The organism is Collinsella sp. CLA-ER-H6 (assembly GCF_040092305.1).
Taxonomy (GTDB): Bacteria; Actinomycetota; Coriobacteriia; order Coriobacteriales; family Coriobacteriaceae; genus Collinsella.
Genome location: NZ_JBBNLS010000026.1, coordinates 1 through 23,745, shown reverse-complemented (window position 1 = coordinate 23,745; position 23,745 = coordinate 1). Strand labels below are relative to the sequence as shown.

19 protein-coding genes are annotated in these 23,745 nt (G+C 59.2%); 11 read left to right on the top strand and 8 right to left on the bottom strand.

Annotation, left to right across the window (positions count from 1 at the left end; translation table 11 throughout):
- Positions 1-203: 203 nt before the first annotated feature.
- Positions 204-2,153: a C69 family dipeptidase gene (locus AAAX77_RS09575; protein WP_349106041.1), complete on the bottom strand. Its 1,950-nt coding sequence runs from the start codon at positions 2,151-2,153 to the stop codon at positions 204-206.
- A gap of 408 nt (positions 2,154-2,561) precedes the next feature.
- On the bottom strand, positions 2,562-3,479 hold the full coding sequence (locus AAAX77_RS09570; RefSeq protein WP_349106039.1) for a diacylglycerol kinase family protein: 918 nt from the start codon (positions 3,477-3,479) through the stop codon (positions 2,562-2,564).
- A 98-nt stretch (positions 3,480-3,577) separates the two neighbouring features.
- Between AAAX77_RS09570 and rnd the strand changes: the two genes are divergently transcribed.
- The 9 genes from rnd to AAAX77_RS09525 all read left to right on the top strand — a co-directional run bounded on the left by rnd (position 3,578) and on the right by AAAX77_RS09525 (position 12,595).
- Entirely contained in the window at positions 3,578-4,711 is a 1,134-nt protein-coding gene (rnd, locus tag AAAX77_RS09565; RefSeq protein ID WP_148345575.1) for a ribonuclease D, read from the top strand.
- 64 nt (positions 4,712-4,775) lie between these two features.
- Positions 4,776-5,480 carry a zinc metallopeptidase gene (locus tag AAAX77_RS09560; protein ID WP_006234314.1) on the top strand — a complete coding sequence of 235 codons (705 nt, stop codon included), beginning with the start codon at positions 4,776-4,778 and terminating at the stop codon, positions 5,478-5,480.
- Between the two features lie 115 nt (positions 5,481-5,595).
- Positions 5,596-7,047 carry an exodeoxyribonuclease VII large subunit gene (xseA, locus tag AAAX77_RS09555; RefSeq protein ID WP_349106036.1) on the top strand — a complete coding sequence of 484 codons (1,452 nt, stop codon included), beginning with the start codon at positions 5,596-5,598 and terminating at the stop codon, positions 7,045-7,047.
- A gap of 42 nt (positions 7,048-7,089) precedes the next feature.
- Entirely contained in the window at positions 7,090-7,356 is a 267-nt protein-coding gene (gene xseB / locus AAAX77_RS09550; RefSeq protein ID WP_006234311.1) for an exodeoxyribonuclease VII small subunit, read from the top strand.
- Positions 7,357-7,405: 49 nt separating this feature from the next.
- A complete protein-coding gene (locus AAAX77_RS09545; protein WP_035137921.1) occupies positions 7,406-7,741 on the top strand; it encodes a histidine triad nucleotide-binding protein in 336 nt (111 codons plus the stop codon).
- A gap of 41 nt (positions 7,742-7,782) precedes the next feature.
- Complete coding sequence (locus AAAX77_RS09540; protein WP_195520517.1) at positions 7,783-8,673, top strand: LysR family transcriptional regulator; 891 nt, start codon at positions 7,783-7,785, stop codon at positions 8,671-8,673.
- 119 nt (positions 8,674-8,792) lie between these two features.
- Complete coding sequence (locus AAAX77_RS09535) at positions 8,793-9,953, top strand: MFS transporter (RefSeq protein ID WP_349106034.1); 1,161 nt, start codon at positions 8,793-8,795, stop codon at positions 9,951-9,953.
- A gap of 120 nt (positions 9,954-10,073) precedes the next feature.
- Positions 10,074-11,252 carry an acetate kinase gene (locus AAAX77_RS09530; RefSeq protein WP_055309796.1) on the top strand — a complete coding sequence of 393 codons (1,179 nt, stop codon included), beginning with the start codon at positions 10,074-10,076 and terminating at the stop codon, positions 11,250-11,252.
- Between the two features lie 164 nt (positions 11,253-11,416).
- Positions 11,417-12,595, top strand: coding sequence for an acetate kinase (locus tag AAAX77_RS09525; RefSeq protein ID WP_117820680.1), 1,179 nt, complete (start codon positions 11,417-11,419; stop codon positions 12,593-12,595).
- Between the two features lie 348 nt (positions 12,596-12,943).
- On the opposite strand, the gene pta is transcribed toward AAAX77_RS09525, so the two are convergent.
- The gene (gene pta, locus AAAX77_RS09520; protein WP_006234296.1) at positions 12,944-13,924 is read right to left on the bottom strand and encodes a phosphate acetyltransferase; all 981 of its coding nucleotides are present in this window, start codon (positions 13,922-13,924) and stop codon (positions 12,944-12,946) included.
- Between the two features lie 231 nt (positions 13,925-14,155).
- Here pta and glf point away from each other — a divergent pair, with 231 nt between their 5' ends.
- Together glf and AAAX77_RS09510 are read left to right on the top strand one after the other, a co-directional pair.
- Positions 14,156-15,358, top strand: a complete 1,203-nt coding sequence (gene glf, locus AAAX77_RS09515) for a UDP-galactopyranose mutase (RefSeq protein WP_161115930.1) — start codon at positions 14,156-14,158, stop codon at positions 15,356-15,358.
- Positions 15,351-16,382 (top strand): glycosyltransferase family 2 protein, encoded by a 1,032-nt coding sequence (locus AAAX77_RS09510; protein ID WP_349106031.1) that lies wholly within the window; start codon positions 15,351-15,353, stop codon positions 16,380-16,382. The genes glf and AAAX77_RS09510 overlap by 8 nt, the downstream gene beginning before the upstream one ends.
- A 375-nt stretch (positions 16,383-16,757) precedes the next feature.
- Here the strand turns inward: AAAX77_RS09510 and AAAX77_RS09505 are convergent, their stop codons facing one another.
- The 5 genes from AAAX77_RS09505 to ppk1 all read right to left on the bottom strand — a co-directional run bounded on the left by AAAX77_RS09505 (position 16,758) and on the right by ppk1 (position 23,087).
- Positions 16,758-17,759, bottom strand: a complete 1,002-nt coding sequence (locus AAAX77_RS09505; protein ID WP_349106029.1) for a P1 family peptidase — start codon at positions 17,757-17,759, stop codon at positions 16,758-16,760.
- Positions 17,760-17,860: 101 nt separating this feature from the next.
- Positions 17,861-18,442, bottom strand: a complete 582-nt coding sequence (locus AAAX77_RS09500) for a Maf family protein (RefSeq protein ID WP_349106027.1) — start codon at positions 18,440-18,442, stop codon at positions 17,861-17,863.
- Positions 18,439-18,981, bottom strand: coding sequence for a DJ-1 family glyoxalase III (locus tag AAAX77_RS09495; protein WP_349106026.1), 543 nt, complete (start codon positions 18,979-18,981; stop codon positions 18,439-18,441). Before AAAX77_RS09495 ends, AAAX77_RS09500 begins: the two co-directional genes overlap by 4 nt.
- A gap of 105 nt (positions 18,982-19,086) precedes the next feature.
- Complete coding sequence (rlmD, locus tag AAAX77_RS09490; RefSeq protein ID WP_349106023.1) at positions 19,087-20,415, bottom strand: 23S rRNA (uracil(1939)-C(5))-methyltransferase RlmD; 1,329 nt, start codon at positions 20,413-20,415, stop codon at positions 19,087-19,089.
- Positions 20,416-20,513: 98 nt separating this feature from the next.
- Positions 20,514-23,087, bottom strand: coding sequence for a polyphosphate kinase 1 (gene ppk1, locus AAAX77_RS09485; RefSeq protein WP_349106022.1), 2,574 nt, complete (start codon positions 23,085-23,087; stop codon positions 20,514-20,516).
- Positions 23,088-23,745 lie beyond the last annotated feature (658 nt).

Sequence of the window (23,745 nt, the reverse complement as noted above, 5' to 3'; positions counted from 1 at the left end):
ATCTCCACCGTTCCTTCAACTGGGAAAACGGCGCCCCCGGACCCCAGGAGGGGCCGCGGGGGCGTTCAGCTAACTGCGGGAACGGCCTATCCGCTCAAAGTGTTCGGCTGAGATCGGAAATCAACCGGCGGGTTTCCCGCCGGTCAAAAGAGCGGGCTGAGCGGGCGTGGTGACTCATGTGCCCCGCCCGCTCAGCTAAGACGTTACTCCTTATTGCGACGGTAGAGGAAGTAACCGCCCGCGGAGATGACGGCAACGCCAGCGATGGCGAATGCGGCCACCATGCGGCCATCAAAACGATCGCCAGTGGTGGGCAGGCCGCCCTTGGTGTTCGTCTTGTTGGTGGTTACCGTGGTCGTGGTGTCCGACTTGCCAGGCTTCTCGGGCTTGGTGGTGGGCTGCTCGGGCTTAGCGGGCTGCTCGGGGGTACCGGGCTGCTCAGGAGTACCAGGCTGCTCGGGAGTGCCAGGCTGATCCGGGGTTACCGGGTCGGTGGCAAGAGCGTCCTTGGCGTAGGTGATGGACACCTTGAGGCCGTTGGTCTCGGTGTTCAGATCGCTCGGAGTGAAGGGCTGGTCGAAGTTTTCGGCCTTCTGATAGGCGCGCATCTCCTGGAGCAGCGCCTTGCACTTCTTGTAGGTGTTCTCGGTAGCAGCCTTGCCGGCCTTGTTGGCCAGGGCAGTGCGGCCCTCGGTGGTCGTCTCGGCCAGCATGGCGGCGTCAACTTCCTTGTTCTGCTCGATAAGCTCGTTCTGGAGCGCATCGAGGTAGGCACGGACGCTGACACCAAGGGTGTCAGGGTTCTCGAAGCAGAGCGAGCTGATGTCCATGAGGACGTAGTTGATTGAGTTCTCGGGTTCCTCGTTGTACACGACGTCAGTCTGGTTGCAGTGATCGAAGGAGACGGTCTGATCGCTGAAGTACGGGCTGACCTCAGTTATCAGAGCGGAGTACAACGGGATGGCGACGGAGTACGCGGCGCGGGAGAGCATTTCCCACTGGATGGTAGCGACTTCGGGGTCATACCCGCGACGAATCTGGAAGAGGTTGATCTCGGTGTTGCGCTCGCTGCCGATGCAATAAACACCATCAGTGTTCGCGTTGAGGCCAGGGACGTTCTCGCCGCGGTTGCCAAAGGCACGAATCAGCTCAAAGGGGCTCCAGCCAGACTTGCCAGGCCTGAAGAACAGGGGCTGGATTTCGCTGACCATGGCTCCCTTTTGGTCAGGTTTTCCATCCTTCTTTACTGTGATAATGTCGTAATCTGTGCCTTCGGTCAGCTGACTACCAAAATAATCGCGGCCTTGCACATAGCGGGACCACTGGTTTACGCCGGAATCGGCGAGGCTTTCGCCATACGTTTGGGCGACATCGAATTTGCCGTCAGCGGAGTATTTGGCGAAGCCCTTTTCTTCGGGCATGGATTGGATCTTTTCAGAGTGGAGGCAATTCTCGGTGTCATTGAGGTCGACATCGTAGTTGAGGCTCCCGATATTAGGGTTGAGCGACGCGGCGTCGTCAGCGAGCTTCATGGCGATCCACTGATGGGCGGAAAGTGTGGCGAACAGCCAGGTCTCGTTGTTGTCGGCGATGATGATCTGGTCGTTGGTGCAGACGCCTTGATCATCGATCAGGCTGCCGAGGAGCTCGACGCCCTCGCGGGCCGTGGCGCTCTCGCCCAGGATGATGCTGCCGTAACTGTACTCGCCCAGACCCACTTCCTCATCGATGAGGTCTGCTGCAGCGGCCTCCTCGTTATAGGAGGTGCTTAGCGTGGCGGAGCAGGAGACGCCCTTCTCGTTGATGCCGGCCTCGGAGTAGGCGTCGGTGCGACCCATCCAGTTGGAGGGGTGGTCGCGTACATAGCTGTAGCGATAGGTAGGCTTGTTCGAAGTGTATTCAAAAGCAGATTCAATCGAGCTGTACTTAAAGCCGGGTTCGTGGGCAGGTTCGATGCCGTAGTGCTTAAGATAGCGCTTGCCAAAGTCCTCGGCGCGGCCGTAGTACGTGTTGCCGTCCGCCGTGAGCTTGCCGCCCATGTAGATCTGCGTGCAGGCGAGCGCAGACGTCGGCATGGACATGATGGTTGCAGCTCCAAAGGCGAGGCCTATGCCAAGCTTTTTGAGCGCGTTGACGGGGTGAGTTTTCCTCATTTTCCCTCCCAGCGTGCGAAAGCTCTCCGTTGCCAGAGAGCTTCAGCCAATAAAGACACCCCATTAGCGTAACGAACTGGAAACAATATTCATCTATGAAAGAAACTTACTCGATAAGCGTAATGAAATATGCGATGAGTGGTTAATTATACTCGGTTTGTAGCTTTACTTTAATAAAGACGTCCTGCAATTACATTACCTGAATAAAGCGCCTTGCACGGGGCGCAAAGAAAATCCCCCGCTGTTTGGCAAATGCATAAACAGCAGGGGAGACGATAATTGGATGAATATCATACCAATGTGGAATTACTTCTTCCGGCGGTGGATCACGTTGATCGCATAGCCGACGAGCATGGCCAAAACGATGATGATAAAGCCGAGCAGGGGATTGTCGTTCATAGGGTCCTCCTATTTTCCGAGCGGGGAGAATTCGTCGACGATGAGGTCGAGGCATTGCGGAAGCGCGCGGGCTCCAAAGACGCCCGAATTGCTGGAGATAATCTCGCCATCGAACTGCATGCCCAGCGACGGGGTGCAGGTGATCTTGGCTTCCTTGGTCTGGATGATCTTGAACTGCGGACGGCCGAGCAACTTGCCGGCGGGGTCGAGCGCGGCGGTGATCACGGTAGGCAGCAGCTGCACGGTGCGCACGGGTTCGATGACCGCAATGTCGACCATGCCATCGTTCATGCGGCAGTCGGGGAACAGGTTGATGTCGTTTTGGATGACCGAGGTGTTGCCGGCCATGCAGCAGATGCCGTCGAGCTCCTCGACAATGCCGTCATGCTCAATCGTAAAGTGCGCTACCGTAGGGTTGGGCGTGGCGAGTGCAGAGAGGAAGTAGGCGATCTCGCCGATGTCGTTTTTGGTGGGGGCGGCCTTCATCATGATCTCGGCGTCGAAGCCCGAGCCGGCGATGATGATGAAGCCGTGGCGCTTCTCGTTGCCGTTCTCGTCGAGCCAAAAGAGCTCGCCCATGTCGACTTTGACCGTGCGACCGGCACGGCAGGCCTTGGCGAGCGCCGCTGCCTCGGGGGCATTGCCGATGTTGTTAAAGAACAGGCAGGCTGTGCCGGAGGGGAAGACGAGCGTGGGGACACCGCACCCGCGCATCTGGTCGAGCACGTTGGAGACAGTGCCGTCGCCGCCCGAAACGACCACGCGATCAAACTCGCGCACGTCTGCCACGGCGTCCTCGGGCTCCATGCCATCGCCGATAAAACGCATCACGACCTCGTCGCCGCCCTGTGCGAGGGCGTGCGTAAATGCGTAGATTTCATCTGAGCTGGGGCCCGATGCCGGGTTGTGGATGATAAGGCAGCGCATACTTACGTTCCCATTCTGTGACTAACCGAGTATAGTTGTAAGGCAATGCCGATATCCTACCCGTGTTTTTCGGGCCTAACCTTATTCGATGGGTTGATATGTACATTTCCACACATCAGGCTCTACTCGACTTTTGCCAGCGCGCCCGTGAGTTCGACGCGATTGCCGTCGATACCGAGTTTTTGCGCGAGCGCACGTTCCACCCGCGTCTGTGCTTGGTTCAGATTGCCACCCCTGCCGAGAGCGTCGCGGTCGATCCCCTGGTAATCGATGACCTTTCGCCGCTGGCCGAGCTTATGGCCGACGAGAGCGTGACCAAGGTCTTCCACGCCTGCTCGCAGGATATGGAGGTCATGCTCCATACCGTGGGCGTGCTGCCACGACCGATTTTCGATACGCAGGTCGCCGCTGCTTTTTTGGGCGAGCGCCAGCAGATTTCGTATGGCGCGCTTGTTCAGACGTTCTGCGGCGTATCGCTGCCCAAGACCGAGTCACTGACCGACTGGTCGCGCCGCCCGCTGACCGATAAGCAGATTGAGTATGCGATCGATGACGTCAAGTACCTGATCGTCGCCTATACCGAGATGATGAGCCGCCTGCGCGAGCTGGGCCGTGTGGACTGGGTGCTCGACGAGCTGCGCCCGCTGGCTGACGAGTCGCACTATCGCGCCGATCGCCACGAGGCGTTCCGCAAGGTCAAGCGTATCAATTCGTGCAGCCGTCATCAGCTGGGTATCGCGCGCGAGCTCGCCGCCTGGCGCGAGGACCGCGCCGAGCGGCGCAACATCCCGCGCAAGTGGGTCATGTCCGACGACACGCTGCTAGCGCTCGTTAAGCGCAATCCCGTGCGCGTTGAGGAGTTCCGTAGCATTCGCGGTACCGATCAATTGGGGGAGCGCGACGTGGACGGTGCGCTCATGGCCATCAAGCGCGGTGCGAGCTGTCCGCACGATCGCCTGCCGCTCTTGGTGCGCGGACATCGCCAGATCTCTCCGGAGCTGGAGAGCGTGACTGACCTTATGTATGCGCTTATCCGCCTGGTTGCCGAGCGCTCAGGCGTTGCGACCTCGGTCATTGCCTCGCGCGATGACCTGGCCGACTACATTGAGCATCCCGAGCAGAGCCGCCTGCGCGAAGGTTGGCGCTTTGAGCTTGTGGGCTCGCGCCTGGACGATCTGCTTTCCGGCAATATGGGGTTGACGGTGAAGGACGGCAAAATCGAATTGCTGTAAGGAAGCCTAGCCGCTTGAGTGGGTAGAATGCCTCCAACGTGTAACTCGATTCGGAGGAATTCGCATGCCTTATTACTATGGATACGGCTTTGGCATCGACCCGCTGTACCTGCTGGTTGTTCTTGTCTGCACGGTGCTTGGCCTTGCCGCACAGAACTATATCAACTCGACGTACAAAACCTGGTCCAAGGTTCGCTCGGACGGCGATACGGGTGCCACAGTCGCTCGCCGCATGCTCGATGCCAACGGTTGTAGCGCCGTGGGTATCAAGGGTGTCGCTGGCGAGCTCACCGACCATTACAACCCGCAGGACAACAACCTGTATCTGTCGGATGCCAACCGTTCGGGCGGTTCGGTCGCAAGCGTTGCCGTCGCCTGCCACGAGGCGGGCCATGCCGCCCAGCGTCAAAGCGGCTATGCCATGATGAAAGTGCGTACCGCCCTCGTGCCGGTCGTCAACTTTACCCAGAACACCTGGACCATCGTGTTACTCTTGGGCCTGTTTATGAACATTGCCGGGCTCACGACCCTCGCGTTGATCTTCTTCTCGTTTAGTGTGCTGTTCCAACTCGTTACGTTGCCTGTCGAGATTGACGCCAGCCGACGTGCTGTGGCGTACATCGAGCAGTCGGGCATGAGCTCCAAGCAGGTCAACGGCGCCAAGAAGGTACTGACGGCAGCCGCGCTTACCTATGTGGCTGCAGCGCTCACTTCGATCATTCAGTTGCTCTACCTTATGGCTCGCTACAACAGAAACTCCAACCGATAACAAATGGGACAGGCAGGCGCCGCGGGGATTCGTGTCCTCGCGGCGCTGTACTATGTGTTGGACTTAATTTCGCACGGGGCCGGAGCCTCTGTGCTCGATAACGAAAGGAGGCTGCGTGGCAGGCTGGAACCTAACCGGTAATGCCGTTTCCGCCGAGTTCGACGGTTCGGACGAGCAAGAGCGCAAGGAGCTCAGCGTGAGCCAGGCGGTAGAGATCGCCGCCGGTGCGCTCGATGCCATTCCGCAGCTGAGCGTTCTGGGCGAGGTCACGGGCTTCCGTGGCCCCAATGCCCGAAGCGGCCACTGCTACTTCCAGATTAAGGACGACTCGGCCGCCGTTGACTGCATCATCTGGAAGGGCGCCTATCTCAAGCGCACGTTCGATCTGCGCGACGGCATGCAGGTGAGCTTTAAGGGCAACTTCAATCTCTATAAGGCCACGGGCCGCATGAGCTTTGTCGCTCGCTCGTTTTCGCTGGCGGGGGAGGGCCTGCTGCGTCAACAAGTGGCGCAACTGGCCGAAAAGCTACGCCGTGAGGGCCTGATGGACGAAGCACGCAAGCGCCGCATTCCGGTGTTTTGCTCGCGTGTGGCGGTCGTCACCTCGTTTTCGGGTGCCGTAATCGACGACGTCAAGCGCACATTGCGCCGTCGCAACCCGCTCGTCGAGCTTGTCTGCGTGGGCGCAAAGGTCCAGGGCGAGGGTGCGCCGGCAGAGCTTATTGAAGGCTTGCGCCGCGCCGCTGCCATTACGCCGGCGCCCGATTGCATTTTGCTCGTGCGTGGCGGCGGTTCCTTCGAGGACCTCATGACCTTTAACGACGAGGAGCTTGCCCGTGCGGTGGCAGCCTGTCCCGTGCCTGTGGTGACGGGCATTGGGCATGAGCCCGATACCTCGATCTGCGACATGGTGAGCGACCGTCGCGCCTCCACGCCAACGGCAGCGGCGGAATCGGTGGCACCGGCTATGACGGAGTTGGCCGACGTGCTCGAGACGCGCCATCAGCGTCTGGGCGCCGCGATGGCTTCGATGATCGGGTCGAATCAGGTTGATCTGGAAATGCTCAACCAGCGCGGTCGTCGTGCTTGGGACACCTATACGGCTCGTCTGGGCGATGCGCTCGATGCCGCCGCGTGCCGCCCGTGCCTCAACGATCCAACGTTTATGGTCGAGCGTCGCGAGTCTGAGCTTGCCTTGACGGCCGATCGTCTGTCCGGCGCCATAACGCGTTCGGTCGGGGCCTTCCGTTCCAACTTCGAGCGTCTGCCCGAGCGCTTGATCGCAAGCACCTCGGGGCTCGATGGCAAGCGCCATGCGCTCACGCTTGCGAGTTCCCGCCTGGAGCATCAGGGGCGCACGATGCTCAACAAGCCCGCGTCCGACCTGGGCCGTGCGGCAGCCTCGCTCGATGCCCTGTCGCCGCTCAAGGTGCTTGCCCGTGGTTATTCCATCGCGTACAGCGATGATGGGGTGGCCACGAGCGCCAAGACCTTTAAGCCCGGCGACGCCATCCGCGTGCGCATGGCAGACGGCAACGTTGCGGCAACGGTCAATACGGTCGAATAGGCCGCGTTTCACAGCGATAAACCTTTAGGAAAGGAAACAGATATGGCAGAGAAGACCCCGGTCGAGCAGCTTACGTACAAGCAGGCTTCGCAGGAGTTGGAGCTCATCATTCGCAGCTTGGAGTCGGGCGATATGGAGCTCGAGGAGTCGCTTGAGAGCTATACCCGCGGCGTCGAGCTCCTCAAGAGCCTGCGTACCCGCTTGTCCGATGCCGAGCAGAAGGTCTCGGTGCTCCTGAAGGACGTCGACGGCAACGACGTGCTCGCCGACGGCGAAGCCGCCAACACCGACGACAACCTCTCGTTCTAACCATCCCGACCAAATATAATTACCTTGGTCTGTGAGAAAGGAACCAACCATGTGTGATTGCATCTTCTGCAAAATTGCCAACCACGAGATCCCCTCGACCGTCGTCTACGAGGATGACCAGGTCATCGCGTTCGACGACCTCAATCCCCAGGCGCCGGTCCACACGCTCGTGATCCCCAAGAAGCACTACAGTGACATCGCCGATAACGTGCCCGCCGAGACCATGGGCGCCATGGCCCACGCCATCCAGGAGGTCGCCAAGGCCAAGGGTCTGGAGGACGGTTTCCGCGTCATCTCCAACAAGGGCGTCAACGCCGGTCAGACCGTCATGCACTTCCACATGCACGTCCTCGGCGGCAAGAACCTGGGCGAGAACCTCATCTGAGGACGCACGGCCCGTCGCCTTGGCTGCCTTTGGAGTAACCTATGCAGTTTTCTCAACTCGAATACCTTCAAGCGGTAGCGAACTACGGCGGCGTGCGCAAAGCGGCTCGCGCCGTTCACGTGAGCCCACAGGCTGTCTCGTCGGCAATTAAGAAACTGGAGTCTGAGTATCAGATCGTTTTGCTCAATCGATCGGCGGGGGAGGCTGTTTTGTCTCCGGCGGGCAGAGAATTTGCGCGTCGTGCACGCGTGATCCTGGCACAAGTCGACGATCTCAAAAAGTACACCCAATCGGGGAACGGTGGCGTTTCGCCCGACGGCCACTTTCGTCTTTACGTCCCCTGTCTTCACGGGCGGGGGCGTCTTTTTTCCGAAAACTGGTACGACTCGTTTGAAAGCTCGCACCCTCAGATTCACCTTGATGTGTGGCATCAGCCAACGGCTACATGCTTTGAATCACTTGTGCTTGGCATTTCGGATGCGGCCATCTCATTTGAGGAACCAAGGGACAGTGTCCTTTCTTCGAAATACTTGGGTGAAAAGGAGCTCAAGGTTCTTTCGTGCCCAGCGGGTCATCAATCTGTGGGTGCTATGACCGTTCGTGAGTTACTGGGCGGCAGGTTAGCTGTTCCCATTAATTTGTCGCCCTGTCTCAATGCGATCAATCAATGCCCCGAAGCTCAGCTGGTTAATTTCCGCTTCCGCGACGTCGAATACGGAAACAGAGCGCAGGCTGAGTTTCTTCAAGCCGGGGGATTGATATTGGGTTTTTCTGGCTCTTCTCTCGCATCAGATGGGTCGGAAGTGAGCGAGTACTCTATTGAAGGTTCGCATGACGTAGCCTTGCCCATCTACTTTTGCTATCGACAAAATGCCTGGACCGATCGACACCAGACGGTATTTCTTCACCTATTGCGTCATCTTGCTTCGTGAGGCCATTTGGCCTCGTGTCGTCAAGTGAATGTTGACGCCTTGTAACACATGACTGACGGCTTTGCCCTCATGTTTTTCCAAGATTCCGATTTAGATTGTTGACTCTTGGAGGGCGGAGCATGAAAAACCGTACGGTTTTGCTTTATATGACGTTTGATTTTCTGTCGAACTTCAGCACCATTTTGTATTTTCTGACGGTTTACCTTGAATTCGTCGGATTCTCGATGGTGGCGATTTCTAGCATGATGATTGCATATCAAGTGAGCAAGTTCATCCTTGAAGTTCCCACTGGCTATATTGCCGATAGGTTTGGACGAAAGACAAGTGGTCTCGTTGGCGTCGTGGGGATGCTTGGATACTACGCCGCCCTGCTTCTCGTCCGTTCTCCTCTGCTTTTAATCGGCGCGTTTGCTCTCAAAGGTTTTGCCGCTGCATGTATGAGCGGGTCCATGGAAGCGATTTACATTGACAGCGTCTCTCTGGACCAGCTCGTAAGGCTTAATGTCGTTGAGCGATTTGTTTTCTATGCCTCTTATGCCCTCTCCGCTTGTGTGGGCGGTTTCATTTCGTCCGCTGGCGCGTATCTCATTGGTCTTTTGGCAGATATCATCGCAATGGTGTTGACGTTGGTTGTCGTTGTCTGCATTCCTGAGATGCGAAGAGGGGACACTACAGCGACACCTAAGCGTGGAATTAGCCCGAAGATGATCGGTGCCGCTATTGCGCGTAACGGCATTCTTCGTTCAGCGTTCATCATGGACTGCTCTCAGGCATTTGCTTTTGTCGCCCTGGAAGACTTTTTCTCACTGTTGCTTGCGGGTCGCGGAATGAATGCCGTCGCTTCGGGTGTGATCATTGCGGTCCAGCTTCTTGCCTCGGCCTCCATGGGGCTTATTGTGCCCAGTGTGATTGCTCATGTCGACAAGGGCCGTTTTGCGCGTATTTGCGGCATCGTGCGCCTTTCCCTGGCTGCTCTGTTTTTGATTCCCTTTACTCCGGTCTATTTGCTGCCCGTGTTCTATGTACTGCAGACGGTCGCGTACTCGTTATTTGCTCCAATTAAATACTCAGTTTTTCAAAATGCTGTCGATTCTTCGATGCGCTGTTCACTGATTTCGGTCCAAAGCCAGATGGTGGCGGTGGGTGCCATCCTTTTCTATCTGTTCAATGCTGCGTTGAGCAGCATCGCGGGCATTCGAGTCGTATTGCTTGTTGCGCTCGGGATTTCTTCCCTGGTGTATATCCCCGCGCTATTTCGTCTTACAAGTCAAAGGCCATGAGTATTTAGGTACCGATAACTTATATATCAACGCAATAAACCCGAGCGCGAGGGCGTTTGGGTTTATTATTGAAGCGTATGTAACCTGGCGGCGCCACACCGCCTGTTAGTAGGGAGACACATGAACGTTCTGGTCGTCAACGCGGGATCTTCGACCCTTAAGTATCAGGTCATCGATACCAAGTCCCACAAGGTGTCCGCAAAGGGCTCCTGCGAGCGCGTCTGCTTTACCGGCGGCACCTTCACCCACGCTGCCAACGGTTCCAAGAAGGTGACCGAGAACATCGAGTTCCCCGACCATAAGGTCGCCATCGAGGTCGTTCTGAAGGACCTCGAGGCCAACGGCGTCAAGATCGAGGGCATCGGCCACCGTATCGTTCAGGGCGGTTGGTACTTCGGCGATTCCTCTCTCGTCGACGAGGACGTTCTCGCCAAGATCCGCGAGGTCGCCCCGCTGGCGCCGCTGCACAACAACCCCGAGGCCAACGTTATCGAGTACTGCCTGGAGCAGTATCCCGATCTGCCCAACGTCACGGTCTACGACACCGCTTTCCACTTCAACATGCCCGAGGTCGCCAAGACCTACGCCCTTCCCAAGGATGTTTGCGACAAGCTGCACATCCGTAAGTACGGCGCCCACGGCACCAGCTACCGTTACATCTCCAAGAAGGTCGCCGAGATGACCAACGGCGAGGCTCGCAAGGTCGTCGTGTGCCATATCGGCTCCGGCGCTTCCCTGTGCGCCATCGAGGACGGTAAGTGCATGGACACCACCATGGGCCTCACCCCGCTCGACGGCGTCATGATGGGCACCCGCTGCGGCTCCATCGACCCGGCTACCGTGTGCTACCTGCAGCGCGAGGGTGGCTACACCTTCGACGAGGTCGACGAGATGATGAACAAGAAGTCCGGCCTTTTGGCTGTGACCGGCGGCAAGACCAACGACTGCCGCAACGTCGAGGAGCTCGCCGCTGCCGGCGACCCCGATGCTCAGCTCGCCTTCGACATGTTTGTCTACAAGATTGCCGCCAAGGCTGCCGAGATGGCTACTTCTATGTGCGGTATGGACACCCTGGTCTTTACTGCCGGCATCGGCGAGCACGCTCCGGCTGTCCGCGCTGGCGTGGCCGACCGTCTGGCCTTTATGGGCGTCAAGATGGATCATGCCCGCAACGCCCTGCGTGGCGACGGCGCTTGGTGCCTGTCCGCCAAGGATTCCAAGGTCAAGATTTTCGTCATCCCCACGGACGAGGAGTTCATGATCGCTTCCGACGTCGAGCGCATCGTCAACGGCAAGTAATTGCAAGAGGGGAGGGGCTGGACGACCGAGTGCCGTTCGGCCCTTCTTTTGTGCTCGTTGGGCGATATGCCTGATAGCTATTTATTAAGTTATGATAACTTCTTATTAACATGCGGCCGCCTTAAGGGGTCTGCGTCGACCGTATTGCACTGCAAAGGAGTCTCATGAACGTACTTGTTGTCAACGCCGGCAGCTCAAGCCTTAAATATCAGCTTTTGGATACCGATACCCGAGAGGTTTTCGCCAAGGGCAACTGCGAACGTATCGGTTCGGACATGGGCATCTTTGGCCACTCCGAGAACGGTGGCGCCAAGCAGACCGAGGAGGTCCCTTTCCCCGATCATCGCTCTGCTATCGCTCGCGTGCTCGAGGAGCTCGAGAAGACCGACTTTACGATTGATGGCATTGGGCATCGTATCGTTCAGGGCGGCTGGCACTTCGATGATTCCGCAGTTGTCGACGACGAGGTTATGGCCAAGATTCTTGAGGTGGCACCGCTTGCTCCGCTGCACAACTACGGCGAGGCCGCGGCGATTGAGTATTGCCGTGAGAAGTATCCGGAGCTGCCCAACGTGGCGGTCTTCGACACCTCGTTCCATATGACCATGCCCGAGGTTGCCTACACCTACGCGCTGCCCAAGGACGTTTGCGACAAGTACCACGTGCGCAAGTACGGCGCACACGGTACGAGCCACCGCTACGAGTGGATGATGGCCAAGGAGATCCTGGGCTCGCGCTGCCACCGTCTGCTTTCGTGCCATCTGGGCAACGGCGCTTCGCTCGCCGCCATCGAGGACGGCGTGTGCCGCGATACCACGATGGGCCTCACGCCGCTCGACGGCCTGATGATGGGTACCCGTTGCGGCTCCATCGACCCGGCTACCGTGTGCTACCTGCAGCGCGAGGGCGGCTACAGCTATCAGGAAGTCGATGACATGATGAACAAGCAGTCTGGTCTGCTTGCCATCTCGGGCATCTCCAACGACGCCCGCGACATCCGCACGCGCGCCTCCGAGGGCGACGAGCGCTGCCTGCTCGCCTTCGATATGTTCGCCTACAAGGCCATGCAGCAGGCCGGTTCCATGATCGCTTCCATGGCGGGCGTGGACACCATTACCTTTACCGCCGGCATCGGCGAGAACGACTGGTCGATCCGTAAGGCCTTCTGCGACTGCTTTGAGTGGCTGGGCGTACGCATCGACAACAACAAGAACCGCGAGGCCGTGGGCAACGGCCCGCAGGTCATCAGTGCCGCCGGTTCCGCCGTCACGGTCATGGTCATCCCCACCGACGAGGAATACATGATCGCCCACGACGTCGAGCGTCTGACCAAGAACAACTAACGCGCGCATTTGCAAGTAAACGAAAGGCCTCCAGAGCAACGGCTCCGGAGGCCTTTTTGCTAGCAGGCGGAAATTCCAGTCCCAAAGTGACCATCGCCGGCAACGCCTGCACTTCCAGCAACGGAACCCGACCATTCAGATCCTCAGCCCCAGCTCGTAGCCAAGCCGCCGTCCACCCCGGATTCCCTGATTGCTACGTGGCGGCAGGGACCCCACAGGGTAAAGCTCTGAAAATATTCCGCAGGACGCATGAAACCCCCGCCGCACGAAGTGCGCAGCGGGGGTTTCATGCATGTCCGAGGACGTTTTCAGAGCTTTACCCTGTGGGGTCCCGAGGGGATATGTCCGCTACTCAGCCATCTGAGCCTGGACGGCGGTGATGGCCACGACACCCACGATGTCGTCAGCAGAGCAGCCGCGCGACAGATCGTTGACCGGCTTGGCGATGCCCTGCAGGATGGGGCCGTAGGCGTCGGCGCCGGCGAAGCGCTGGACCAGCTTGTAGCCGATGTTGCCGGCCTCGAGGTCGGGGAACACGAGCACGTTGGCCTTGCCGGCAACGGAGGAGCCGGGAGCCTTGAGCTGGGCGACGGTGGGGACAATAGCGGCATCGAGCTGCAGGTCGCCGTCGATGGCGAGCTCGGGAGCCTTCTCCTTGCAGAACTTCACAGCCTCCTGGACCTTCTTGGCGACCTCGCCGCCAGCGGAGCCCATGGTGGAGTAGGAGAGCATGGCCACGTGCGGCTCAACGTTGCCCATGAAGGTGGACCAGGAGTGAGCGGAGGCGATGGCGATCTCGGAGAGCTCGTCGGAGGACGGGTTGATGTTGAGGCCGCAGTCGGCGAAGATCAGCGTGCCGTCAGTGCCGAACTGCGGGGTGTCGGTGCACATCACGAAGAAGGCCGAGACCAGCTTGGTGCCCGGGGCGGTCTTGAGGATCTGAAGCGCAGGGCGCAGAGTGTCGGCAGTGGAGTGGCAGGCGCCGGAGACCAGGCCGTCGGCATCGCCCATCTTGACCATCATGGTGCCAAAGTAGGTGGCGTCCATCACCTGGGCGCGAGCCTGCTCGATGGTAACGCCCTTCTTGGCGCGGAGCTCGGCAAACTTCTGCGCGTACTCCTCGTGCTTCTCGGCATTGCGCGGGTCGATGACGGTAGCGCCGGGAACGTTGATCTCGTCGGGGTTGCCCAGGATGACGATCTTTGCCAGGCCCTCCTCGATGATTTTGGTGGCCGCGACGATAGTGCGCGGATCCTCGCCCTCGGGCAGGACGATCGTCTTAAGGTCGGCCTTGGCGGCAGACTTCATACGGTTTAGGAAATCGCTCATGTTACTCCTTACAAGCGTTTCGCTAAGCTCCAGGCGCCCGGCTGTTCACGAATAAACCCGCTGCTAGCGGGTTTACCTTTCAATTATGTTCGCCGCGGTGCTTGAGCTTTCCTTGTGTGGCAAGCTCATTATAGGACGCATTAGCGCTATAATCGCTCTGATAAATATGTCTCGAAGAATGTTCGAGAAAAGCCCAGCTAACGAGCCCGTGGCTTTTGACAAGGAGTATCGATGCAGATTACCTCAGGCCTGCCTGAAGGCTTTAACGCCGGCGCGTACGACATGATTGTCGTCGGTGCTGGATATGCCGGTGCCGTTTGCGCCCGCCGTCTTGCCGAGACCATCGGCTATCGTGTTGCCGTTTTGGAGCGCCGTAGCCACATTGCGGGCAATGCCTATGACTGCACTGACGAGGCCGGAATCCTGATCCACGAGTACGGTCCGCATATCTATCACACCTTTAACGAGCGCGTTCACAATTTCCTGTCGCGCTTTACCAAGTGGACGGATTATCAGCACAAGGTGCTCGCCAACATCAACGGTACCCTTATGCCCGTGCCCTTCAACCATGCGAGTCTCAAGCTCGCCTTTGGTGACGAGCGCGGCGAGGAGCTGTATCAGAAGCTCGTGGAGACCTTTGGCAAGGATGTCAAGGTGCCCATTATGGAGCTGCGTAAGAAGAACGACCCCGACTTGGCCGAGGTCGCCGATTACGTCTACGAGAACGTCTTTTTGCATTACACCATGAAGCAGTGGGGCCAGACGCCCGATCAGATCGACCCCTCGATCACCGGCCGCGTTCCCGTCTTTGTGGGCGATGATGACCGCTACTTCCCGCAAGCTCCCTTCCAGGGCATGCCGCAGGAGGGCTACACGGCGCTCTTTGAGCACATGCTCGACCACGACCTGATCGACGTGTTCTGCGACGTGGACGCCCGCGATCTCTTTGAGATCGACGAGACCACCGTCAAGATCGACGACAAGGTCTATGGTGGCGAGATCGTCTACACCGGTCCACTCGACGAGCTGTTCAACCTCGATCTGGGCGCGCTACCGTACCGCACGCTCGACATGAAGTTCGAGACGCTCGATATGGACCAGTTCCAGCCCGTGGGCACCGTCAACTACACCACGAGCGAGGACTACACGCGCATCACCGAGTTCAAGAACATGACCGGTCAGATCCTGCCCGGCAAGACCACCATCATGAAGGAGTACTCCAAGGCCTATACGCCCGGCTCGGGCGAGACGCCGTACTACGCCATTCTTGAGCCCGAGAACCGTGAGCTCTATGAGCGCTATCTTGAGCGCGTCCAGAACCTGACGAACTTCCACCCGGTGGGTCGTCTGGCCGAGTATCGTTACTACGATATGGACGCCGTGACCAATTCCGCCCTCGATCTTTCGGATGAGATTATCGCCTGCCATGCATAAAGTCATAACATTCGGTATTCCCTCGTATAACGCCGCCAAGGACATGGACCATTGCATCACCTCCATCTTGGAGGGGAGCAATTACGCCACCGATATCGAGATTATCGTGGTGGACGACGGCTCCAAGGACGAGACGGCCGATAAGGCCGATGAGTGGGAGGCACGTTATCCCGGTATCATTCGCGCGGTACACCAGGAGAACGGTGGCCACGGTATTGCCGTCCTTTCGGGTCTGCGCGAAGCACAGGGCACCTACTACAAGGTTGTCGACTCGGATGACTGGCTCGACGCTGCGGCTCTTTCGACCATGCTGTCGATTCTGCGTGGCTTTGAAGAGCGCGATCAGCGCGCTGACCTGTTTATCTCGAACTACGTGTACGAGAAGGTTTACGAGGGCACGCATACCGCTATTGGCTACAAATTTGCCCTGCCGCGCAAGAAGATCTTTTCCTGGGATCAGATCGGTCATTTCCGCCTGGACCAGAACCTACTCATGCACAGCCTGTGCTATCGCACGGATGTGCTGCGCGAGTCCAACCTTCCCATGCCGCCGCACACGTTCTATGTGGACAACATCTACGCCTACGTGCCGCTGCCGCGTTGCAAGACCATGTACTACGCCGACATCGACCTCTACCGCTACTTTATCGGTCGCGAGGGCCAGAGCGTCAACGAGGCAACGATGGTCAAGCGTCTGGACCAGCAGTTCCGTGTTACGCGTATCATGATGGAGTCGTACCACTTGTACAGCGATGTTGGGTCGTCGCGCCTGCGTTCGTACATGATGGGCTACTTCACCATGATGATGGCGATCTGCTCGGTGCTTACCAAGCTTTCCGAGGAAGATTGCGCCGACGAGCGCCTAAAGACGCTGTGGAATGATTTGAAGGCCTACGACGAGCGCATGTATCGTCGTGCCCGCTACGGCGTGGTCGGGTTCTTCACCAATCTGCGCGGTCGTGCCGGTGACAAAACCACACTCGGCCTATACCGTCTTGCCTCAAAGATCTTCAAATTCAACTAGCTGCTGAGTATTCGTTGCTGATAGGTTGACTGGGCCCCTTGGCCTTTAGTTTGCTACTGCGAACAGTCCTGCTCGCACGGAAAGCACATTTAGTGCTTTCCGGCTCGTGCGGAACTTGTATCAAACTAAAGGCCAAGGGGCCTCTGCAATAAGAATCGATTGTCAGGCTGCCTGAATTTGAAGATCTTAGACGCGCGGTACACAGGGGCCTGGGCTGAAAAAATATTAGTTGGTAGTCGGTCGGAGGCGGGCGGGCATTACGTTTGTCGCGAGTTCCGCATGCAAAGAAGGCCACTTAATGTGGCCTTCGTCTTGCATAGGACTGTAGAGCAGCAAACGTAACGCCCGCCCGTCTCCGACCGACGGTCGAGTGGACTACTTCGCGGCGCCGGGGATGCTGTGGGAGGTTTTGGCGGTTTTGGCTCCGTTTACGATGGCAGTTTCCAGGGCCCTTACTGCGAGCATGCCCAGCAGGTCTAGGGGAACGGCGGCGCTTGCCTGGGCGCCCAGTTTGCCGCTGGCGAGGGTGTAGATGGTGTCGCCGTCGTTGGTGGTGTGCGTGGGACGGATGGCGTGTGCGTAGGCGTCTGCGGCCATCTGGGAGACCTTGGTGGCTTGTGCCTTAGTGAGTTCCACGTTGGTGATGATGCAGCTGATGGTGGTGTTGGTGCGGTCGAGCGGCATCTGCATGGATCCGGCGGCGGCAAAGGCTGCGAGTTCCATGTCGACGATCTGGTCGCTATCGGCTGCGGCGCGCATGCCGGCGACCCACTCGCCGGTGAAGGGGTCGACAACGTTGCCGCAGGCGTTGACCGAGACCACGGCGCCCACCTTGATGGGGCCGAGTGCCACGGCGGCAGCTCCAAGGCCGGCCTTCATGCAGGTGGCAGGCCCCATGAGCTTACCCACGGTAGCGCCCGTGCCGGCGCCTACGTTGCCCTGTTCGAGCTTGGTGGGGGTGTGGTCGAGTGCTTCGCGCACGGCGGCGATGCCGGCCTCAATGTCGGGGCGCACGGTGGGGTTACCAAAGGCGAGGTCGAAGATACAGCTGGAGCACACGATAGGCACCTGCGTGGGGCCGACGGGAAGGCCGATGCCGCGGCTCTCAAGCTCGCGAGCGACGCCGCTTGCAGCCTCGAGGCCAAAGGCCGATCCACCCGAAAGGCAGACGGCGTGGACCTTGTCGACGGTGTTCTCGGGTCGCAGCAGGTCGGTTTCGCGCGATGCTGGAGCACCGCCGCGAACGTCAACGCCGCCGGTGGCGCCCTCGGGTGCCACGATTACGGTGCAACCGGTGCCGGCCTCCTCGTCCGTATAGTTGCCATAGCAAAAGCCATCGACATCGCAGACGTCAATGGCCTCGAGCAGTGTATCCATGTTTAACTCCTATCGGTTTTCCGCCGCGCCTTGTGCCCGGTCGGGATCCGTACGGTACGCCAAAATTGTAGGCGCCGGGGGATACCCAGCGCCAGATGCAATTACGAGAGTTTTTGAATGGTACGTGCGACGCGGGCGATGGGTAGGCCCACCACGTTATAGAAGTCGCCCGAAATATCGTGCACGAGCATGCGGCCGCCTGTGCCCTGGATGCCGTAGGCGCCTGCCTTATCCATGGGCTCACCAGAGGTGACGTAGTGCTCGATCTGCCCGTCGGTAAGCTCATAGAACGTCACGTCGGTCACATCGACAAACGACAGGATCTCGGCGGCATGCGGGGCGGCCGTATCGCCTGCCTTAACGATGCAGACGCCGGTTGCGACCTGGTGCGTGCGGCCCGAAAGCTCACGGAGCATGGTGCGCGCCTCGTCCTCGGTTGCCGGCTTGCCCAAAATCTTGCCGTCAAAGGTGACGATGGTGTCGGCCGCGACCGTCAGCTCATTGGGCTCGGCATACTCGGCAGCAACGGCAGCCGCCTTGGCGCGTGCCAAGCGCTCGACAAGCGTGAGCGGGGCCTCGCCGTCGAAGGGAGTCTCGTCGATATCTGCGGGAATCACGCGAATGTCATACCCTGCCTCGCGCATCAACTCGATGCGGCGCGGTGATTGCGAAGCCAAAATCATAGTTGGATGCCCTCGGCGACCTTCTCGACAGCCTTGTCGCCGGCGAGCGTGCGCAGCAGTTCAAGCGCAAGGGGGAGCGATTGGGCCATGCCGCTGGCAGTGATGATGTTGCCGTCTTGCGTGACCTTCTCGCCGGTATAGGCGCCTTCGGGGAAGCTTTTCTCAAAGCCAGGGAAGCACGTGGCATGGCGCCCCTCGAGCAGGTCGAGCTCGCCCAGGATAAACGGGGCGGCGCAGATGGCGGCGACGTGCTTGGTTGCGGCGAACTCGCAGACCACGTCGCAGACGCGCTGATCTGCGCGCAGGTTGGTGGCACCGGGCAGGCCGCCGGGCAGCACGACGCAGTCGTACTCGTCAAAGTTGATCTCATCAAAGAGCGCATCGCAGGTCACGGGAATCTGCAGCGAGCTTACGACCTCGCGCGTGGGCATGATCGAGACGAGCGTGGCACGCACGCCGCCGCGACGCATGACATCGACCATGGTCAAGCATTCAATAGTTTCAAAGCCATCGGCGGCGAGAACGGCAACGCTGGGCATGAGGGTTCCTTTCATAGGCGGCATACAATTAGCCGTCTTATACCCCGAAGACCTCCGCTTGCCACGCTCGATTTCCCAATGATTTTCTGAGCAATGATTAAGCGGCTAGTTGCGCCTAAGGTGGACGACGGTCTCGCAGTGGAAGGTTTGTGGGAACAGGTCGACTGGCGTGATCTTTACGGGGGAGAAGGTGCCTTCTTCGACAAAGCGTTTGAGATCGCGCGCCAGGGTGGCCGGGTCGCAGCTCACGTAGGCGACATCGCGGGCACTCGTGCTGGCGATAAGGCCGATCGCCTCGGGGGCGAGGCCTGCGCGCGGCGGGTCGACCACCAAGACGTCGGCATCCTGGTCGGGGAACTCGCGCACCGCGTCTCCGCCAATGACGTCGACGTTATCAAGCTTGTTGATTTCCAGGTTACGGCGTAGATCGCGCACGGCGGGGCCGTAGGCCTCGACGGCAGCGACAAAGTCGCTGCGGCGGGCGAGCGGCAGGGTAAAGGTGCCGGCACCGCAGTACAGGTCCACGGCAAGCTCGTCTTCCTGCGGGTCGAGCGCTTCCATGACAAGCTCGATCAAAATCTCGGCACCCTTGGTGTTGACCTGGAAGAACGACGGGGCAGACAAGCGCATCTGATCCTCGGCGATATTCTCGGTCCATGAGCCCTCTCCGGCGAGCATTTCGACCTTGGAGACACGGCGGGCCTTCTTTTCGCCCTTGCTCATCACGCGTACGATGCTCGTAGGATGAGCGGCGTCCGCCAGCACGCGGGAGACCTGCGAGCGCGGAAAAGAGCCTGTGGGCGTCCAGAGTGCGACCTCGAGTGCCTTGGTGCGGCGCGATGCGCGAATGCCCACGCGTTCGAGCCCCAAGTCATGGCTGCCGCTTAGATAGTTGAGTGCGCCGACGACCGATTTGAGTGCCTTCGGGAAGCGCTTATCGAACAGCGGACACATATCGACGGTCACGATTTTGCTGGGGTCGACACCGTGCATGCCAAGACGCACGCGGCCGTTTACAACGGTCGGCTCGAGTTCGATTTTATTGCGGTAGCCCCAATCATCCTTGGTGTGGCGGATGGGTTGCACCAGTTCATCGACTTGATCGGGGCTGAACTTGCCGATACGCTCGAGCGTGGAGCGCAGATTTTGCTCCTTGGCGGCGAGCTGTGCCGTGCGTGAGAGATTGCCCCACGAGCAGCCGCCGCAGATGCCCACGAAGGGGCAGGGAGGCTGAATGCGATCGGGGCTTGGCTCCAGAATCTCGGTGGTGCGGGCACGCATGAACGACTTGCCGTCCTGTACGACCTCGGCCTCGACGGTGTCGCCTGCCACGGCGCCCTGCACAAAGACGGCCTTGCCGTTGTCGGCGTGCGCCAGCCCGTCGGCGCCGTAGGTCATCGATTCTATAGTGAGCTTCATATTCCTGCCTGTCATTCGCGTTGTTGTTCGCACCATGGTAGCAGGGAAAAGCGCCCCGCATCCGAGGCTTTCCTCAAATGCGGGGCGCTTCTACAAACTGCTTCTACAAACGACTATTTCGTCTTGCCGGTAATGAGCGTCTTAAGACCCAGGCCGATCAGACCCAGGCCCATGCGCACGCGACCGGGGCGATGGCGCTCGATGGCCTTGGTCTTGCCGGTGGGCTTATCGCGACGGGCGCTCGTCTCGGGTGCGGGCTTGGTGACCTGCGGCTCGGGCTGAGGTGCAGGTGCGGGCTCGGGCTCAATGACGGTCGCCTGGACCTCTTGGACCTTGGGTGCTACTGGCTGCGGCTCAGGAACAGGGGCGGGCTTTGCCTCGGCGGCGGGCTCCGGAGTCGCGGTAGCGGGCTCGGGCGCTTTCTCCACGGCGGGCTCTGCGGCAGCCTCGGGCTTATTCACCGGGGGAGCTGCAACCGCTTCCGTTTTGGCAGCTGCCCCGTGTTCAACCTCGGCCTGAATGGCCTCCTCGGCCACACGTTCCTTCTCCTGCGCACGCTGCTGCGCGGCGGCCTCGGCGTTGCGATAGGCACGCTCCAGTAGAGCTTCCTGCGAGTTGAAGGGTTTCTCACCCACTGCACGCTCCACGGGGACCCAGGTGCCGTCGCTCGTGAGGCTGCGGGCCTTCACGTTGTCGCGCAGCTGCATGCCCATGTACTCGTGCACTAGGGCGCGGCAGGTGGGGTCGAGCACGGGGAAGGCGATCTCCACGCGGTGCTCGGTGTTGCGCGTCATCATGTCTGCCGAGCTCAGGTAAATCATGTCCGAGTCCACGCCGAAAGCATAGACGCGCGCGTGCTCCAAAAAGCGTCCGACGATGGAGCGGACATGCACGTTCTCGGTCTTGCCCGGAATACCGGGCTTGAGGCACGAGATGCCGCGGATGATCATGTCTACGCGCACGCCGGCACACGATGCCTCGGCGATCTTGTCGATAACCTCGCGGTCGGTCAGCGAGTTGAGCTTAAAGAACACGCGGGCGGGCTCGCCGGCAAGGGCGCGCTGAATCTCGCGGTCAAGCCCGCGCATGATGAGCGGTTTCAGTCCGACGGGCGCCACACCCAGGAAGCGGTAATCGCCGCGCAGATTGCCCAGCGACAGGTTGCGGAAGAACAGGTTGGCGTCCTCGCCGATGCCGGGGTGGGCGGTCATGAGCATAAAGTCGCTGTAGAGTTTGGCCGTCTTCTCGTTAAAGTTGCCGGTGCCCAAAAGCGTCAGGCGGGTGAGCGCCATGCCCTCGCGATAGGTGAGCTGGCAGATCTTTGAGTGGCATTTAAAGCCCTCGGAGCCGTAGATGACGGTGCAGCCCGCTTCTTCCAGACGCTCGGCCCACTCGATGTTGTTCTGCTCGTCAAAGCGCGCGCGGAGCTCCATGAGCACCGTGACCTCTTTGCCGTTCTCGGCAGCATCGATCAACGACTCGCACAGACGGCTCTGCTTTGCCACGCGGTAGAGCGTGATGCGCAGCGAGATGCACTCGGGGTCGTAGGCGGCCTCGTGCACCAGATCCAGGAAGGGGTTCATGGCCTCGTAGGGATAAAAGAGCAGCTTGTCGCCCTGCAGTACCTGTTCGCGGATGGAGTGGGTCATATCGATGGTGGGGTTGGGCTGCGGCTTAAACGGCGTAAAGAGCAGCTCGTTGCGCAGGTGCTCGGGAATCTTGCCCTCAATGCCAAAGACGTAGCCCAGGTCGAGCGGGATATCGCAGGTAAAGACCGAGCGACGCGAGAGCTCGAGCGCCTTGCGGATGGTCTTGAGCGTTGCCTTCTCGAGCGACCCCGAGACCGCGAGCACTACCGGCTGCAGACGCAGGCGCTTCTTGAGGATGCGCTTCATGTGCTGGCGGTAGTCCTCTTCCTCTTCGACGCCCTCGCCGTCCGGATCGATGTCGGCGTTGCGGGTGACGCGGATCAGCGCACGATCCAGCGGCTTATAGGAGCCAAAGCAGCTGTCCAAGCAGGCGAGGATGACGTCCTCGAGCAAGATGTAGGAGTAGGTGCCGGTGGGCGAGGGGATCTCGACCACGCGGTTCATCGAGGCGGGAATCTCGATAAGGCCCAGCAGGCTCTCCTCGTCGGTGGCGCCGTCCAGACCACAGGCCAGATAGAGCGCGCCATTGCGTAGGTTGGGGAAGGGGTGGCGAGGATCGATGACCAGCGGCGAGATGACCGGCGACACGTAGGCCTGGAAGTAGCGGGTTACAAAGGTGCGCTCCTCGGGCGTAAGCGAATCGATGCGGGCGCGGTGAACGCCCAAGGTGTCGAGCTTGCCCTCGATGCTCTTAAAGATGGACTCCCAACGGGTAAGGAGCCCGGGCATTTCGGCCATGACAGCATCGACCTGTTCGGAGGCGGTCATATTGCTCTTGTTGTCGACAGGTTGCTTTTTGAGCTCTGCCAGATCGGACAGGCCGCCCACGCGCACCATGAGAAACTCGTCGAGGTTAGACTCGAAAATCGACACGAACTTTAGACGCTCGAACAGCGGAACGGTCTCATCGAAGGCTTCGTCAAGCACACGGTTGTCAAAGCGTAGCCAGCTGAGCTCTCGGTTCTGCGTGTACGAGAAGTCGCGAGGCGGTTTGCGCAGCTTTGCGGCGGCTTGCTTTTTTTCGATTTTGCTCGGCATATGCATCTGTCCGTTCAGTCCCCGCAGGGGACGGTAGCCTAACCCTATTCACTATTGTCTCAATTTAGTCGACTTGTGGCACGGACGTATTGTGCGAACGGTATCTTTACCTACTTCTTACGCTGACAAGTCATAGGACTGACGCCCTGCTCGTCTGCAAGCGGTCTATATCCTCACTCAACTGGTACGTAAGTGTGAATAAGAATGATGGATAGCTGAATATCATTGAATGCAGGCGGAAACGTAAACAAACATCATTTATATACATAAAACCGATTTAGCTATGCAATTCTGAATCAAAAGTTTAGAGATGCAATTGCAAATAGTTTTTAGGAAAAAAGAGCGTTTACCTTAGAAAAGTTACTTTAGAACGCCGAAGTACATTATGGGGGAATCTCATGCGATATACCGTTCATCGCACTTTGTTGACCGTTCGGGGGCGAGGTGGAATTGCGGGTGGAATTTGGATATAACTAGAGCTGTCAGCAAGCAGCGTCCGCTATGGAAGGGCGCTGAGAGATTCGGCCGAAAGGCCCGAAAGAAAGGTAGGAGGCCATGACGAAAGGTCTGCACGTGCCTTCCGAGATCGGCAAGCTCAGGAAGGTCTGCCTGCACCGTCCCGGCGACGAGCTCCTCAACCTGCCGCCCGACGAGCTCG